Annotated in this window: 10 protein-coding genes, 3 pseudogenes and 1 other annotated feature; of the genes and pseudogenes, 4 read left to right on the plus strand and 9 right to left on the minus strand. The window is 68.4% G+C overall.

From position 1 onward, the window contains the following. Positions 1-354 precede the first annotated feature (354 nt). Positions 355-1,404 (plus strand): alpha/beta hydrolase, encoded by a 1,050-nt coding sequence (locus tag M4D77_RS14985; RefSeq protein ID WP_259936567.1) that lies wholly within the window; start codon positions 355-357, stop codon positions 1,402-1,404. A 90-nt stretch (positions 1,405-1,494) separates the two neighbouring features. Here the strand turns inward: M4D77_RS14985 and M4D77_RS14990 are convergent, their stop codons facing one another. From M4D77_RS14990 to M4D77_RS15020, 6 genes are all read right to left on the minus strand, one after another. Further along, positions 1,495-2,898 (minus strand): carotenoid oxygenase family protein, encoded by a 1,404-nt coding sequence (locus M4D77_RS14990; protein WP_259936568.1) that lies wholly within the window; start codon positions 2,896-2,898, stop codon positions 1,495-1,497. 45 nt (positions 2,899-2,943) lie between these two features. Continuing rightward, entirely contained in the window at positions 2,944-3,567 is a 624-nt protein-coding gene (locus M4D77_RS14995) for a hypothetical protein (protein ID WP_065631305.1), read from the minus strand. Positions 3,568-3,690: 123 nt separating this feature from the next. Beyond that, positions 3,691-6,426 (minus strand): LuxR C-terminal-related transcriptional regulator, encoded by a 2,736-nt coding sequence (locus M4D77_RS23805; protein WP_311199324.1) that lies wholly within the window; start codon positions 6,424-6,426, stop codon positions 3,691-3,693. Between the two features lie 49 nt (positions 6,427-6,475). Continuing rightward, the gene (locus tag M4D77_RS15010; RefSeq protein ID WP_068969986.1) at positions 6,476-8,677 is read right to left on the minus strand and encodes a DUF2254 family protein; all 2,202 of its coding nucleotides are present in this window, start codon (positions 8,675-8,677) and stop codon (positions 6,476-6,478) included. 54 nt (positions 8,678-8,731) lie between these two features. Beyond that, positions 8,732-10,147, minus strand: a complete 1,416-nt coding sequence (locus M4D77_RS15015) for an NAD(P)/FAD-dependent oxidoreductase (protein WP_259936569.1) — start codon at positions 10,145-10,147, stop codon at positions 8,732-8,734. A 94-nt stretch (positions 10,148-10,241) separates the two neighbouring features. After that, positions 10,242-11,234 carry a hypothetical protein gene (locus M4D77_RS15020; protein ID WP_259936571.1) on the minus strand — a complete coding sequence of 331 codons (993 nt, stop codon included), beginning with the start codon at positions 11,232-11,234 and terminating at the stop codon, positions 10,242-10,244. Positions 11,235-11,390: 156 nt separating this feature from the next. On the opposite strand from M4D77_RS15020, the gene M4D77_RS15025 reads away from it, so the two are divergent. Both M4D77_RS15025 and M4D77_RS15030 read left to right on the plus strand, forming a co-directional pair. Next, positions 11,391-12,029, plus strand: a complete 639-nt coding sequence (locus M4D77_RS15025; RefSeq protein ID WP_065631308.1) for a response regulator transcription factor — start codon at positions 11,391-11,393, stop codon at positions 12,027-12,029. Next, complete coding sequence (locus M4D77_RS15030; protein ID WP_259936574.1) at positions 12,013-13,344, plus strand: sensor histidine kinase; 1,332 nt, start codon at positions 12,013-12,015, stop codon at positions 13,342-13,344. Before M4D77_RS15025 ends, M4D77_RS15030 begins: the two co-directional genes overlap by 17 nt. 215 nt (positions 13,345-13,559) lie before the next feature. Here M4D77_RS15030 and M4D77_RS15035 read toward each other — a convergent pair. The 3 genes and pseudogenes from M4D77_RS15035 to M4D77_RS15045 form a co-directional block, all read right to left on the minus strand. Then, positions 13,560-13,862, minus strand: a pseudogene (locus M4D77_RS15035) (transposase); the annotation flags it as partial. Positions 13,863-13,866: 4 nt separating this feature from the next. Continuing rightward, on the minus strand, positions 13,867-15,066 hold the full coding sequence (locus M4D77_RS15040) for an IS30 family transposase (protein WP_226514317.1): 1,200 nt from the start codon (positions 15,064-15,066) through the stop codon (positions 13,867-13,869). A 289-nt stretch (positions 15,067-15,355) separates the two neighbouring features. Next, positions 15,356-16,311, minus strand: a pseudogene (locus M4D77_RS15045) (IS3 family transposase); the annotation flags it as partial. After that, positions 15,896-16,027: a sequence feature (AL1L pseudoknot), on the minus strand. It overlaps the preceding pseudogene by 132 nt. A 49-nt stretch (positions 16,312-16,360) precedes the next feature. Here M4D77_RS15045 and M4D77_RS15050 point away from each other — a divergent pair. Next, positions 16,361-16,738, plus strand: a pseudogene (locus M4D77_RS15050) (hypothetical protein); the annotation flags it as partial. Positions 16,739-16,796 lie beyond the last annotated feature (58 nt).

The following is a 16,796-nucleotide window of genomic DNA, read 5'->3' on the forward strand; positions in this document are numbered from 1 at the left end:
ACAGCGGCGGTGAGTCCCGGTCAGCGCCGTTGCTGACGGTCCCTTCGGGCCGCTTCGTCGGGACCCGAACCACCCTGCTCATCGCAGCTACCGCGCGCAGCACGCCAGAGCGCCCCCGGGCAGCCGTATGAGCATTGTGAGTCATTTTTCCACGCGAAGGGCCCACTCTCGAAATCCGGTTACCACAGAGACACCGCCGGTGCACGTCAGACGGAAATCCGGCGATTCGGGGTCCGCCCCGGAGACGGCCCGCGCGGGCGTTTCGGGAGCGTCGACGGTCGCGGCCCGATTGCGGCCGGATCTCGCCCTGACCGATCCCGCACCCGCGCGGCATCGAGCCACTACCGTCAGGTGATGAGCGTCACCGTATCGGCCGATGAGCCCACCCCGGAAGCGGATCTCCTCGCGCATCCGTTCGGCCGCCTGGGCGTCGATCCGTACGGTTCGAGGCGTTCCCGTGCGGTCAACGCCTATCTGGCCCGGGTCACCTGGCCGATGATGACCGCGGCCGGGGTCAGCCACCCCCGCGTCACCGCGCAGATGATCCAGCGGACGCGCCCGGCATTGAACCGGACCATCGAGCGGATCAACCCGCCTCCGGCCAACACCCGGGTGGAGATCGTGCGTGAGAACTTCCGGGGTGGGCAGGTCCGTGGCGAATGGGTGATCGGCCGGCACGCGAGCGCTCCGGTCCCCGGTTCGCGAATTCTGTATTACATGCACGGGAGCGGGTACGTGGTGTGTTCGCCGCGAACGCACCGGGGCCTGGTCGGCCGGCTCGGCAACAAGACCGGGCTGCCCGCCTTCAGCCTGGACTACCGGCTCGCCCCCGAGCACGCCTGGCCGTGCGCAGGCAACGACGCCGTCCGCGGCTATCGCTGGCTGCTGTCCCAGGGGTACCGCGCCGAGGACATCGTGGTCGCGGGTGACTCCGCCGGCGGCCACCTGGCGCTCGACCTGCTCGCCGTCAACCACGCCACCGGGACCCCACAACCGGGTTCGATGGTGCTGTTCTCGCCGCTCTACGACCCGACTTTCCAACTGGCCGTGCGCAATCAGCGCACCGGGGTGCGGGACCCGATCATCGACGCGATGTCCGCCCGCAAGATCCTGCGGCTCTACACCCGGACCGCCGACCCCGATCATCCACGGATGCGCGTCCGTCTCACCCCGGACATGACCCTGCCCAAGACGCTCATCCAATACGGGGCGCGCGAGGTGATGGGGGCCGACGCCCGGGCCACCCACGACGAGATCACCGGCGCCGGAGGGGTTTCGGTGATCCAGGCCTGGCCCGGCCAGGGTCACGTCTTCCAGCTGATCCCCCGCCTGTCGGCCGAGGCGCGGTCGGCCATCGACATCGCTGCGCGGTTCATCGAGGTGACCGCGCCGGTTGCTCAATAGCGCCACAACCGCAAACCCACCCCTTTTCCACAAACCCAGCACGCTCCGACGGGATGGGTTTACGGAAATAGGGTGGGTTTGTCAGGGGGGTCAGTCAGCTAGCCATGCCCCGTGCAGCCCGGCGGGGACGCGGATCGGGAGTTCGACGGTGGCGACCGGTCCGGCCGTCGGCTCGTCGGCGGCGAGAAGGTAGAAGTACGAACGCATGTCGGCGGGGTCGGTGCCGATCGCGCCCCAGTGATCGCGTTCGATGCCCGGGATGTAGATCGGCTCGCCGATCGCGGTTCCGGGACTCCAGAAGGTCTCGGTGCCGGCGGAGAGATCGTGGAACCAGAGACTGTCGGTGGCATCGGTGTCGCGGGGCCCCTTCGCCACTGTTGCCACGCGATGGTGGTCCCGGGTGAGCAACCGGTCGTCGACTCGCGGGAACTCCATGTTGAAGGCGTTGTCACTGATCGTGTTCCGGGTGATGGTGCCATCCGGGCGGATGATCGCGCGGGTGAGCGCCGACGTCGCCGGCCGGGGTTCGGAGGCGAAGCCACCCGGGTAGCTCCACTCCACGTAGTCGACGGTGACACCGTCCTCGGCGCTCGGGCCGTCGAAGGCGTTGGCGAAGTGCCACACCCAGAACGGGTCGGTCTGGACCCAGCGCACCGGACCGCCGTCGCGCGGGATGAGGGCGATGCGCGTGCCGTCGTCGGGTTGCCAAGACAGCAGCGAGCCACCGGTCATCGCGGCTTCGAGGTCGAAGATCAACGGGCACACGAAGAGTACGAGGTACCGCGACGTGAGGGCCATGTCGTGGATCATGACCGACTTGTCCAGACCGTCGACCGGCGTGGGCCCGGTGGTCGTCGTCCCGTCCGCGGACACCACCGACCACGTCAGGTATGGCGACTCGAGTCCGTAGTTGAACAAGACCATCTCTCCGGTGGACGGGTCGATCTTCGGGTGGGCGGTACTACCCACCCGCATCGCCCCGGAGCAGTCGGTCTTGGCCAGTGTGGCCAGCGTCGACGGCTCGAGCAGGTAGGGCTGGTCGGATTCGGCCATCGCCATCAACCGTCCGCCGTGGCGGACGATGTTGATGTCGGGCAGTTCGCGGTAGGTGCCGGCGAGTTCGTCCCCGACAACGCTCGCGGGTGGTGTGTACCCGTCGGTGAGCCCGGACCAGAGTGCATGTCCGGCAGCCTCTTCCGCGATGACCATCGGGGTCCGGACGAAGCGGTTGGTGTACCCGACGCGACCGCCGTCGATGCTGATCCGGTGCACCATGCCGTCACCGTCGAGGGGATAGACGAACGATCCGATGGGATCGAAACGCGGATTGGGGCCGTTGCGCAGGTAGCTGCCGCGCAGATCCGCGGGGATCTCGCCGCGGACGGGCAGGTCGGTGACATCGACCTCCTCCCGCTGCGGGGCGTACACACCGGTGAGGTGGGCGTGATGCGCGAGGTCGACGGGGGCGGGGGTGGGGGGCGTGGTGATGGTCATCGGATGTCCTTAGGGCGGGTCGGTAGGAGGGCTGTGCCGCGGGGGTCAGCCGGCGGTCGGGGCGGTGGAGGCGGCGGGCGCGCTGGGGGCCGCGTCGGCGATGGCCCGGGTCCGCTTGACCGCGAACACGATCAGCGCGATCGGCACGACCCAGTTGAGCAGGATGTTGCCCGGGTGGCTGCCGGACACCGACGCCGACGACGCCAGCAATCCGGCGACGATGTGCGAGCAGCCCATGAGTGCGATCGCCCCGGCCCACAAGAGGCTGATCTGGCGGTTCTTCGCGCGGAACACCGGTGAGTGCCACAGGGCGGGATCGACGGTCTCGCGGGCGTACTGCTCGGTGAACGGGACCGTGAACGCGGACACGGCCATGACCGCGGCGAGGACGAACGCCGAACCACCGCGACCGAAGAACACGAGCGCTTCGTCGACCTGGGTGTCACCGACGATGCCGATGAGCGCGATGACGCCGAACAGGACGACCCCGGCGACGTCGATGATCTTCCAACCGCCGCCGGTGCGGACGGCCTCGTAGATGGTGACGGCCAGGGCCAGCGCGCAGGCGGCGATCGCGGCGAGCGTGACGTGGTCGGCACCCAGGCGTTCGGCCGCCCAGGCGAACACGAACCAGGGGGCGAGTCCCAAGATCATCGATTTGGCGTTCACGGGTGGTCTCCTTCGGTACGGCCGAGGTGGGTCCTCGTTGGGGGTACACCCACTGTCCGCCGGGCCGATGACGCGTACATCTGCGTTCTGACGGAGAAATCTGCGCCAACCGTGCGACGATGCTCAGTTCTGCTGCCGACCCACGACGAACGCGGCGAGTTCGACGCGGGTGCGCAGGCCGAGTTTGGCGAGGGCGTGGGAGACGTGGGTCTGCACCGTGCGGGTCGAGATGAACAGTCGGTCGGCGATCTCGCCGCCGCTCATGCCGGCCGCGACCAGTTCGGCGACGGTCGTCTCGGTCTTGGTGAGACTGTCCCAACCATGGGTCGGCCGGTCGCGTGCCGCGGGGTCGAGCCGAATCCCCAACGGACGCAACCGCGAGGCCACGCGTGCGGAGCTGGTGCTTGCTCCCATGGCACGCGTCAGTCGCATCGCTCGCCGGGCGAGCTCGCGGGCGCGGTCCCGGTCTCCCGAAAGGGCGACCGCGCACGCGGCTTCCTCCCACATGCACGCCTCGGACTGCCGGTCCCCGACCGCCTGCACGATCTCGGCGTACTCGTCGGCGGCGTGCACGATCGTCAACGGGTCCGCGTCGTGGAGCACCACCGAACACATCGCGCGGGCCACCGCGACGGGCCCGGACATGGGCCGCGCGGGCGGTACCGGGAACTCGTCGAGCCCGTCCAGAATGCTGCCGAGCAGCGCGGTGTCGCCCGCACGCGCGCCGATCCGCGCGGTCTCGAGAACGACGGTGGGCAGCCAGGAGTACAGACCGAACCGGCGGCCGTGGTCCCATGCGCGGCCGGCTGTCGTCGCGGCCGCACGTAGTTTCCGGTTCGCCTCGAGCAGCAGGGCGCGGGCGCGGGTGGGCACCGGGAAACCGAACTGGTCCGGTAACCCCGTGTCGTCCCACGCGTCGAGGCGAGTCGACGCGGCCGCCAGGTCGCCGCGCAGCACGTCGACCATGGCCCGCCCGCCGACCGCCATCGACTTCCAGCCCATGTCCGCGGAGTCCGCGCGATCCAGTCCGGCATCGAAAGATGCCGCCGAGTCGTCGAGGTCGCCGAGCCCGAGAGCTATTCCGCCGCGGGTGAACTCGTGGTAGGCGGTCATCCAGTCGGCGCCCCGGCTCGATCGCAACCGGGCGGCACCCGCGAGCAGGTCGGCCGCCGCCGCCGGGCCGTGCGCGTACTGTTCGATCAGCGACGGCCAGATGTCGGCCGACGACGTCGACAGTGTGCCGCCGGCGGATTCCGCCGCGTCCCGACGCGAGGCGAGCAGCGCGATCCCGAGCGCCTCCTCCACCTCGCCGCGCAGGAACCGGCGTAGCGCCTCGGCGATCAGGCCGGACACCGATCGGGTGGACGCGTCCCGCTCGACGTCGAAGAACGGGGTGTCCGGCGCGGGTCTTCGTCCGTCGAGAATGCCCACGTAGTGCCGCAGGTCGGTGAGCGTGCCGGCGACGTCGTCGCCGACCGGGAGCTGCAGGGTCTCGTCGATCAGGTCCCGCACCCGGTCGGTGTCCCCCTTGGCGATCAGGGCGAACAACAGGATCCGATGCAGCTCGGCGAACTCGGCGATCTCGGTCGCCAGTGCCATGCCGTCCTCGGCGACGCGTGAAGCCCGGTCGAGCTGCCCGGTTCGGGCGAGGGCGAGCGCGAGTGCGGTGTTGACCCCCGCCGACGGACGTGCGGTGCCGGCCAACGTCTCCAGGAGTTCCGCCGCGACCGCCGGTGTGCTGGCGAGTTCGCTCTCGGCACGGCGTACCGCTGCGAACATCGCGGTTTCGTCACTGCCCGAGGCGATTCGGTGATGTGCCACGGACTGCGGATCGTGCCGGGTACTGGGATGGCTGGCGATCGCATCGTGCAATACCGAGCGCAGCATCGGATCGAGTTGTCCATAGGTGACGTCGGCGTAGAGGTCGTGCGTGAAGCGCAACGCTCCTCCGTCGTCGACGCCGACGATCCCGGCGTCGATCGCCGACTGGGCCGGCCCGACCAGAGAGGCGGGCGGAACCGCGTCGACCGCGGCCAGTTGCGCGAGTGTCGCCGGGCGGCCCCACACCGCGAGCTTCTGCGTCAGTTCGCGCGCACGACCGTCGAGGAGGGCGACGTGTTCGGCGATCGCGTCCTCGAGTCCACTCGGTACCCCGGTCGCGGTTCGTGCGTCGACCGCCGCGTGGCCGTCGACGATCCGCAGACCGCCCGACTGCTGCAGCGCGCGCAGCACCGAGATCACGTGCATCGGGTTCCCACCCGATGCACCGAGCAGCCCGAAGAGTTCGGCGTCCGGTGCGGCACCGACGGTCTCAGTCGAGATACGGCGGACCTCGTCGGCGCCCAGCGGGGGCAGGGACCAGTCGACGACCTCCGCTCGCGCCACCAACCGGTTCAGCAGATCCCGTTGTGGGAGCGGACGCCGGCCGACGAGCATCACCAGCGGTAGGACCCGCGTGGCAGAGACGAGGCGGGACAACAGTTCCAGGGTCGCGGCATCGGCGTGGTGGGCATCGTCGACGACGAGCACGAGCGGCCCGTCGGCACACAGCGTGTCCACGCGCGCATAGAGGTCATCGTCGAAGCCGTCGGGAACCGGCGTCGGCAGATCCACTCCGAGCAGCTGCCCGGCGAGTCCGAACGGTTGGCGCCACGACAGTTCGTCCGCCCGCACCGTGCGAACGGATCCGTCGGCGGCAGAGGCCAGTTCCCGGAGCGTATGGGTCTTTCCGGCGCCCGGGCCGGCGGTGATCACGCCGACCCCACGGCGGGCGGAACCCGAATCGCGTTGGGCAGCGGCGACGAAGTCGTGCATCTCGTCGACCACCGCACGACGGTCGGCGGACTGGGACGCGAGCACGGACTCAGGGTATCGGTTGTGTCCGATTCGCGTGATCTATCTGCTCACCTCACCGGCCGAACTCGGACCCGTATCCCTGCCGGTCCGCAGCCGCGGCCAGTCGCCGGTCGAGGTCGTCGGTCCAGTCGCGGGCGACCTGCGCGTCGAGTACGGCCAGTCGCTCGGCCACGGGCGCGCGCTGCGCGGGCCCGCACCCGGCGAGAAGGGACTCGAACAGCGCGCGCAGGCGGCGTTGCACCTGTACCTGGCCGGTGCTGTGCCTGCGGATCTCGTCGGTCCCGATCGCGACGTAGTCCGCCCAGCTGCGCCGGATGCCGCGGACCGAGCCGTCCGGCGTGGCGCGCTCACCGCACAGCCGGGGAGCCAACAGCAGCAGCAGGTCCTCGGTGTGATCCAGCGCCTGCACCACGACGCTGGGGTCGTTGCTGCCCGCGGACATCGCCTTGAGCGCGATGTCCGAGATCGCCTGCAGCGCCGCGGCCGGGCTCACCGAGGGTTGATGGGTGTCCCCGAACAACAGACAGGCCAGCACCCGCCGGGTCTCCACCCGCGTCGGGTCGCCGACGATCTCGACCACCGGGAGATCGTGCGGCACATGGTCTCCGACGGCGACCAGCACGTTGATCCGCACGTTCCACGACGCCGCGTACCGCCGCAGACGATCACCGTTGACCGCCAGCAGGACCCGCCCCCGCGCGGTCACCTCGCCCAGCCTGATCTGCGTTCGCATCTCATCCGTCGCATTCGGGTCCGTCGCCGCGCCCGGGCCGGTCCCCAATAGCTCGGCGTCGCTCGCGTCGGAATCGGAGCGGGTACCGAACTCGGTTGCGGCGGTGCTCTCGTCGTGCCTGTCCGCCGGCGGCAGCTGCCGCACGATCGCGGACCGGCCGTCGTCGGCGATCCACTGCAGTAGGCGCGCGGTGTTCAGGATCGTGCCGACCTTCCCGACGAGCGCGATGAACAGGTACGCGCTGACGGTGGTGAGCATGAACGCGATCGCCGTGGACAGGCCGGGGGTCGGCTCGTCCGGACCCCCGACCGACAGGTCGATCGCGATGATCACGCTGTAGACGAAGGTCGCGAGGAAGAAGCCGGTGGACCATCGCATGACGGGTTCTTGCTGCAGCATCGGGATCACCCGCACCGAGATCGACGACGCCCCGAACTGCATCGCGAGCGTGACGGCGGTGAACACGAGACCGGTCAGGGTCGCCATCGAACCGGCGATGACACTGAGCAGCGTCGCCAGGGTTCCCGGGTCGACCTCCAGTTCGAGCAGCTCGTCGAATCCGACGGTGGTCCACGCGGCGACGATCGCGAACGTCACCAGCACGACCGGCAACCGCCAGATCGGGACCGTGCGCAGGGCCCGGCGCGTGCGCCGCCATCGGATAGCGGTCGCCAGCGCGCTCGGTACCTTCTCGGTCACCACGCCGACCGCCGCCGGGACGGACGCCGGCGGGGGAACCGGAACGGGAGCCGGCGCGTCGGGCACCCCGAAACGCCCCGCCACCGCCTCCTGCACGACGATCTTCCATCGCATCAACGGTTCTCGATATCGCTGCTCACGCCCGATCGCGCGAGCCAGTTTGCGGGGGCGGTTCTTGTATCGCCACCGGGCCCATGGTGATCGCGGCCGCGCGAGTCGCGCGGCACCGAACCACAGCAGGACCGGGACGAACATGCCCACCAGTCCGGTCCAGACCTTGCCCTTGATCAGGGTGACGATCGCCAGGAGCACGTTGAGCACGACGACACCCGCCGCGACCAGCCGTGCCACCAGGCCGTTCTCGTTCCGGATGTCCCCGACGACCTCGAACGCCCCGAACGGCTGCAACCCGAGGAGGAAGAGCAGACCGATGGCGATCGCAACGAACACCGCGTCGATCGACGTCCGCCCCTCCTCCGCCCAGTAGACGTCGCGCAGGTGGAGGATGAGCGCGAACTCGTCGAGCACGAGCGCCGCTCCGATGCCGAACAGGGCCGCCAGGACACAGTCGATCACCGGTGTCCGGAGCGGGTCGACCGCGACGAATCCGAAGCCCGCCACCAACATCGCCATCATGCCGAAGAAGGCGTGGTGCACATGCACCCCGCCCGGCGTCACGTTGCCCGGCCACCAACTGACCTCAGCGCGGATCATCCGCACACTGAAGCGGATGAACAGGAAGGTCAGGACGAAGGCGAGCAACAGGAAGAACAACGGCAGACGACCGGTCTCGACGATCCGCTCATCGAACCACCCGGTCATCCCCCGACCCTAGCGGCAGCGCCGGGGGTTCTCGCGGGCAATCGCGACTCTGATCTACGGGCCGAGCCGGCGCAGTGCACTCAGAGCCGCGTTGTGGCCACACATTCCGTGCACTCCGGCGCCCGGTGGCGTGGACGCCGAGCAGATGTAGACACCCGGGATTCCGGTGCCATACGGGTCGGCCGCGATCCGGGGGCGCATCACGACCTGGAGGGGATCGTTTGCCCCACCGATGATGTCGCCGCCGACGAGGTTGGCATTGCTCGCGGCGAGATCTGCGGGCGTGCGCACGACGGACCCGACGATCCGATCGCGCGTCCCCGGCGCGAATCGTTCCAGCTGCGCGAGCACGGCGTTCGTGGCGTCGCCGCTGTAGCCATGCGGCACATGTGCATAGACGTACACCGGATGGACGTCACCGACCGACCGCGCCGGATCGGCCAGATATTGCTGGGCGACGAGGACGAAGGGCCGCTCCGGCATCCGGCCACGATGGATCTCGGCCTCGGACGCGACGACCTCGGCGGCGGAGCCGCACACGTGCACGGTGCCCGCCCGACCGGAGAACTCGTCCCGCCACGGGATTCCGCCGTCGACGGCGAGGTCGAGTTTGACCGCGGCGGGCGCCCGCCGAAACCGTCGATACGCCTTACGGACTCGCCTCGGGAGTGCGTCCCCCGCAAGGTCGGCGACCGCGCCGGGCTCCAGGTCGAGCAGGACCACATTCGCCGGTGGGAGGTCGGAGAGGGAGCTGACCCGATGGCCGGTTTCGATGCGGCCGCCCAGTGTTGTCAGCACCGCGGCGAGGGCCGCCGGCATTCGGGCCGTGCCGCCCTTGATGATCGGCCAGCCGTACCGATGGGAGATGGCGGCGAACATCAGCGCGAACGCAGAAGTGGTCGGCCGGGTGAGCGGGTACCACCCATGGGCGGCGTTCCCGGCGAACAAGGCCGCCGCCTCGTCCATGTGCCACACCCGTCCCAGGACGGTTGCGGGCAGGAGAGCGGCGGGCCCGAACCGGGCAAGCGGGCCGAGATGACGCGGCACGTGCAGGAGCGGGCCCAGCACTTCCTGCGCCAGGTCGTCGAAGTTCTCCGCCAACGGACCGAACAGGCTCCGCCATCGTGGTCCGTCGACCCCGAGAAGCCGACTGGTCTCGTCCAGCGAGTTCATCATGGCGCCGGCCCGGCCGTCTGGCAGCGGGTGTGCGAGGTCGATCTCCGGCCAGCCCCATTCGAGCCCATGGTCGGCGAGTCCGAGGCTCTGGAAGAACGGCGATGCCAGCCCGATCGGGTGGACGGCCGCGCCGTCGTCGTGCAGCAGGCCGGGCAGGATTCGCTCGGACGAGCGGGCGCCACCACCGATCGTCTCGGCCGCCTCCAGCACCGTCACCTCGATGCCCCGCTGCGCGAGGGTGATGGCGGCGGCGAGCCCGTTGGGGCCTGCCCCCACCACGATGGCCGAGGTCATGAGCGGCATCGTATTCGATGTGCACCGGCACGACCGCGATCGCAGAACTCGATGCCGGGCTCGACATGGTGGTTGCCCGGATGAGCCGCCCGCCTCACTGCATGTCGGGGTGATCGGAATGTCGGGCCGGCCCGGGCTCGCTGCGTCTGACGGACGCCAGGCGGGACGACGCCTGCGCGCGTAGGGCGGCGACATCCGCTGCCGGCGCCGGCGCGGTGGCCGCGGCGAGTGAGGCATCGGGCAGGTGTCGACGCAGCTCATCGATCAGCGCCGCCGCCTGCCCGGGTGGACCGTAGTCGTCGTGCACTACGCAGATCGCGAACTCCGAATCGGCCAGGCGTGCCAGGGCGGAATCGGCGGGAAGCAAGTCGACGCAGGTCCGGGCACGGCGAACCAGTCGCCGTTCCCTCTCGCGCGGGTCGTCGGTCGTCTCGGAGTCGTCGACTGACCACGAGATCACCGTGACCGCCGCGGCCGACCGCCGTCCGTCGAGGAGCCCCGCGGTCGCGAGTTCCCAACCCGCGCGGTTGAACACGCCGGTCAGCGGGTCAGCACAGACCGCGGTGAGCAGCGTCCGCGTCAGCAACCCGAACGACTCCGCCGCCGCCGGGATGGCGACGGCGACGACGATGTACGTGCTGAGGTACTTCGGTGCGGGCGCCACGGCAAGCGCGACGACGCACCCGGCCGTCAGCACACCGATGAACGCCCACGCCTGCCGACGCGGAAGAGTGGCACGTACGTACATCGCCAGGAACATCGCCGCGATCATGCACAGGAACTCGGCACTGATCAGCTCGTGGAACGCCATCACCGCGGGGGTGGCGACACCGGCCGCGATCACGGCCGGTAGCGGGCGCTGCGGCCGCACCGACAGCCACCCCAGCGCCGCGAGGCCCAGCACGACGGCGACCAGTCCCCCCGTTGGGTCGGACAGGGTCGCCGAGTCGTCGGCCGGGAACAGCGTGAGAGCCACCCCCACCGCGTACAGCAGCGTCGTCACCGCCAGATAGGTCCGCAGCACATGCAGCGGCGATCGCGGGAGCGGGCCCCTCAGCGCTCCCAGGTGCAGGTCCGGTCGATACATCCCCCACTCCGATCCTCGGTATCGGTCCCCGATCCGAGGTTGCCAAATCGCGTCGAGTTGCGCGACCGGCGGTGGCTGGTCTCTCGGTATGACCCATTCGGGGACGGGAGCACTGTTCGGCTCGGTTCAGGTCCTCACCCCGCCTATCCTGATCCGATGAACACCCTCGTCACCGTGGTCGTCGTCGACGATCACCCGTTCTTCCGCGACGGTGTATCCCGTGGCCTGGCGGCCAGTGGACGGGTACGGGTCGTCGGCGAGGCCGCCGACGGTCTGGCCGGGCTCGAGCTGATCCGTCGGGAGAAACCCGACGTCGCGGTGGTCGACCACCAGATGCCGCACATGACCGGCGTCGAGGTTGCCCATGCGGTGTCGCGCGACGGGTTGCCGACCCGAGTGCTGCTGCTGTCCGCGGTCACCGACGGCCCGATCGTCTTCCGGGCGCTGCAGGAAGGTGCGGCCGGTTACCTGTCGAAGGACGCCGATCGCGACGACATCGTCGGCGCGGTGACCCGGGTGGCCAAGGGAGAGACGGTGGTACCGCCGGAGCTCGCCGCGGGACTGGCAGGCGAGATCCGTGCGCAGACCCAGCGTGACGCGCCGGCCCTGAGCGAGCGAGAGCGCCAGGTTCTCACGGGATTCGCACGCGGACAGTCGATTCCACAGGTCGCCGCCGAACTCTACATCGGCGCGTCGACGGTCAAGACGCACACCCAGCGCCTCTACGAGAAGCTCGGCGTGTCCGACCGTGCGGCCGCGGTCGCCGAGGCGATGCGTCGTGGGCTCCTCGAATAGCGCGGACCCCTCGAGGCCAGGGGACGACGACGCTGGCAGCGTCGAGATCGCGGGGGCGACACGCTATCTGGGTCTCGACGAGTTCGCCGACGAGCCGCGAATCCACGACATCCTGATCGACCATGCGATCCGTGGCATCCGGATTCAGGTGGTCCTCCGACTGTTCCTGTCGCTGTTCGTGCTACTGACCGTCAGCCTCGACCCACCCGCGCACGCGGAGACGTTCAGCCTCGTGACGGCGATCCTGTACGCGGCCTGGTGCATCGGCGGAGCCGTCGTGGTCGTCCGCCACGAATCGTCGATGATCCGGTACTCGTGGATAGCGCTGCCGATCGACCTCCTCCTGCTCACCGCGCTCGCGGTCGCCGCCAGCCGGTCCAACGAATTGAGTTGGACCACCGACGTTCTCCTCAGCGGGTTCGTCCTGGTGCCGATGATCGCGGCGATCGCGTTGCAGCCCAGGACCTGTGCGGTGGTAGTGATCGTCACGACCGTGGTGTACGCCGTCTCTTCCATGCTGGCCCGCACGTCGAACGGCGAGCCGTGGTCGGTGATCATCCTGCGCATCCTCGTCGTCGCAGCGTTGGCCGTCGGCGCGATCCTGCTGTCTCGCCTACAGCGATCCCGGGTGAGAACGATCGGGGCGCTAGCCGCAGAACGCGCCCGATTGCTGGACGCGACGATGGAGATCGAGGAACGCGAACGCCGGGATCTCGCCGACAACCTCCACGACGGGGCTTTGCAGTACGTACTGGCGGCGCGTCAGGAACTCGCCACGCTCCGTGACTCCGCCGATCCGGTGACCCTCGACCGCGTGGACGGTGCGCTGCGCGACGCGGCGCAGTTGCTGCGGTCGACGCTGAGTGAGCTGCACCCGGCGGTTCTGGAACAGGCCGGTCTGTCGGTGGCCCTCACCGACCTCGCCGCCTCGTTCGGCAGCCGCGCCGGTGCCCCGGCGATCTCCGTCGACACCGCGGGCTGGCCGCCCGAACTACGCACGTCCGCCGACTCGCTGCTGTTCGCCACCGCGCGCGAATTGCTGACGAACGTGACCAAACACGCGTCCGCGACGACGGTCGACGTCACCGCCGAGTTCGATGACGGCCGAGCGCGCCTTGTCGTCGTGGACGACGGCATCGGGCTACCTCCCGACATCGACGTCGACGAGTTGATGCGTCGACGACAAGCCAAGGGCCACATCGGACTTGCATCGCGTCGAGTGCGCATCGAAGGGACCGGCGGCACGTTGTCACTGGAGAACCATCCCCGCGGTGGAACCGTCGCGATCGTCGAGGTTCCTGCCCGCGAGGTGTGAGGCACGCAGCGCCCGTGGCCACCGCATGTCCCCCGATCGGTGGAGGCACCATTCACCCGACCCATCACCCGGTCAGCGGAATCCCTTCACGCCCCATCCCTAGCAAAGTCAGTGGTGTCACCAACACAACCCCCACACCACACCGGAGCCCACCATGAAAACCACCACCCGCATCGCCACCGCCTGAACCGTCCTGGATCGGATGGAGACCTCGTTTAGGCCACCGCCATCTCGGAGGTGGCTGTCTCACGGTAGCGCCTCTCGTACTCAATGGGCGGGCAGTAGCCGATCGATGAGTGCAGCCGCTCGGTGTTGTACCAGTGCACCCAGGCGGCGGTCTCGCGCTCGACTTCTGCGCGCCCGGTCCACGATCGCTGGCGCTCGATCAGTTCGGTCTTGTACAACCCGATGGCTGATTCCATCAACGCATTGTCGAGTGCATCGCCGACCGACCCGATCGATCCGGCCAAGCCGGAGTCGCGTAATGCTTCGGTGAACGCCAGCGCTGTGTACTGGGCGGGTTCAATCGGTCCATGCAACACCGGGTTGTTGTAGTGAGTGTAACTGTCCTTCAAAGACTTCGGCGGGGGTCTTCCAGCCGAGGGCCTTTCGGGGACGGTTGTTGAGGGTGTATGCGATGGCCTCGAGGTCGTTTGCAGACCACCGTGACAGGTCAGTTCCCTTCGGAAAATATTGGCGCAGCAGCCCATTAGTGTTCTCGTTGGACGGTCGCTGCCACGGTGAATGCGGATCGGCGAAGAACACCTGCGTTCCGGTATCCATCGCGAACTGGGCATGAGCGGACAGTTCCTTACCGCGATCCCACGTTAACGTCTTGCGCAACTGCTGCGGCAGCGCCGCTATCGACGCCGTCAGTGCCGCGTTCATCGCGATGGCGCCGTAGCCACCGAGTGCCGGCCCGTTCTTCACCCGCGGTTGCTCACCCCACCCTTGCAAGCGTGGGAGATGGACTAGAATCGTTGCGCGACTGCGCCGTTCGACAACAGTGCCGATAGCCGACCGACCCACACCGATGATGAGATCACCCTCCCAGTGGCCGGGGACAGCACGGTCGTGGGCCTCAGGCGGGCGCTGGCTGAGGACGACATCGGAGGTGACGTGACCCTGCGGCTTGTTGCGTGAGCGAGCACGGGGCTCCCGCAATGCCCGCCCGGTCCGCAGGCACGCCACCAACTCGCGTTTGAGCGCGCCACGGCCCTCGATGAACAGGGATTGATAGATTGCCTCATGACTGATGCGCATGGATTCATCATCGGGGAAATCGACCCGCAGGCGCTGGGAGATCTGCTCCGGACTCCATGCCAGAGACCACCGCCGGTCGGCCCGGTGCGGCTTGTTGAGCCCCTTCCACGGCGGCGGCGTGGGGCCGGCGACGATCGTGCCGTCGGGGCTACGGACAGTGCCCGCCAACCGCTCCTGCACGTACTCCCGCAACTCGACGTTGGCCACGAGTTTCGCTGTTTTCGGGCGCTTGGCGGCCTGCTCAGCTTTCCACTGCGCCACCGAGGCTCGATACTCACGTTTCCCACTCCTGGTCGCGGAGTTGCGGCGCAACTCACGCGAAATCGTTGCCGGACTGCGTCCGATCTGCCGAGCAATCTCTCTCACACCACACTGTTGGGCGCGGAGCAGCGCGATCTCTTCCCGTTCAGCGAACGACAGGTAACGACCCGCCGGCTCGTCCAGACTCAGTGGCGTCATTCCGCCAGCGTGGCGGAACCACCGCGACCCCACCGGCACCGACACGCCGACCGCCACCGACGCCTCCGCCGTGCTCATCCCCGTCGCGATCAACCCCCAAAACTGACGTTGCACCGCCCGCGACGGCTCGGGCCGGCCCGGCGAACGCATCGCCGGCCGCAACGCACGATCAGCTCGCCCCTGCCGACGAACCCCCGTGGGCGCATCGCTGGTCTTCTTGCTCCAGTCTGCTGTAGCCAAAGCCAACACCTCCACGATCAAGGTGTTGCGACGACCAGTTGAATTCACCCTGACTTCCGGCATCGCTGTGATGAATCAAACCTGTTGCAGTGAACGAGAAGTCGGTTCTACGTCGGGTGAACAAGGCCTGTTCGAGAACGCTGGTCACCAACGGTGTCGACTTGCTCGTCATCACCCGCCACCCGAGGATTCGACGCGAGTACACATCGACGAGAAACGCGGTGTAAACGAACCCTGCCAGGGTCCAGCAGTAGGTGAAATCAGCCACCCACCACTGATCTGGCCTGGCCGGCAATGACCACTTGCGCTCCACCAGATCAGGATGCCGCGGCGCGCGATCATCGCGCTGGGTCGTGATCGTGCGATGTTTTCCGCGGGTGACTCCGGCGATCCCGCAGATCCCCATCAGTCGGCCCACCTGATCACGGCCCATCTCACGGCCCTCGCGGCGCATCGTGTGCCAGATTTTGCGGACGCCGTACACGCCACGATTGCGATGAAACGCCTGGTAGACCGCGTTAGCGTCGTACGCCTCGGCCAATCGTGTCACCGAGACCGGACCCGCTTGCGTGCGGGCGTAGTAGGTGGACGGGGCGATCTGCACGCCGTGCTCAGTGAGCACTCGGCAGATCGGGGCGACCCCGAACCGACCCTTGTGAGCGTCGATGTAATCAACGATCACCGCAGTCGGCGGTCGACCTCCGCCGCGGCGAAAAACGCCGACGCTGTCTTCAAAATCTCATTGGCCCTTCGCAATTCAGCGTTCTCCTTGCGAAGCGCCGCCAACTCGGCGTCCTGCTCGCCCACCGTCATCGTTCCCCGCGCAGTCACGATCGGCCGGTCCTTCTCGATCCAGTTCCGCAACGTCGCCTGGTTGATATCGAGCAATGCGCCCACGTGTTTCCGGGCGGCGAGCTTTCCGCCGCCATGCTCGGCGAGGTGGTCGTGATACATCCTCACAGCCCGCTCACGCGTCTCTGGATCAAACTTCCTCAGTGCACCCATACCGGCATTCTCCTGGTGAGATCACGGTCTCCACCAGACCCAGGACGGTTCAGGCACCCTACCCATCACCCGACCCGGCGAACCCACCGTCGCCATGACCATCACCAACCACACCGACAAGCCCGAATACCTCCAAGGCGTCAACACCGACGGCGGCCAATGGATCAACGCACCCCAACACATCCTCTACCCCGGCGCCACCGAAACCATCACCGCCACCGCACCCTTCACCAACCACCTCGACGTCAACGCCATCTACCGCATCGGCGCCTTCGGCCCCACCGCCAACTACCAACTCACCAACCACCCCCACAACGTCAACACCGCCATGAGCAGCATCTGGGGACCCCACGCCCAGAACTAATGGATGAACAACCACATCGACACCGGATACCCCCAGGTCAACGTCGGCTTCGACCAGTGGTGAGGAAAGAGAACACGTGGTGAGGAGGAGGGAGGACCCAGATGGGTTCGGGGGGGGGGCG

Origin of the sequence: Gordonia sp. p3-SID1431, assembly GCF_025143765.1 — a bacterium.
Taxonomy (GTDB): domain Bacteria; phylum Actinomycetota; class Actinomycetes; order Mycobacteriales; family Mycobacteriaceae; genus Gordonia; species Gordonia hongkongensis.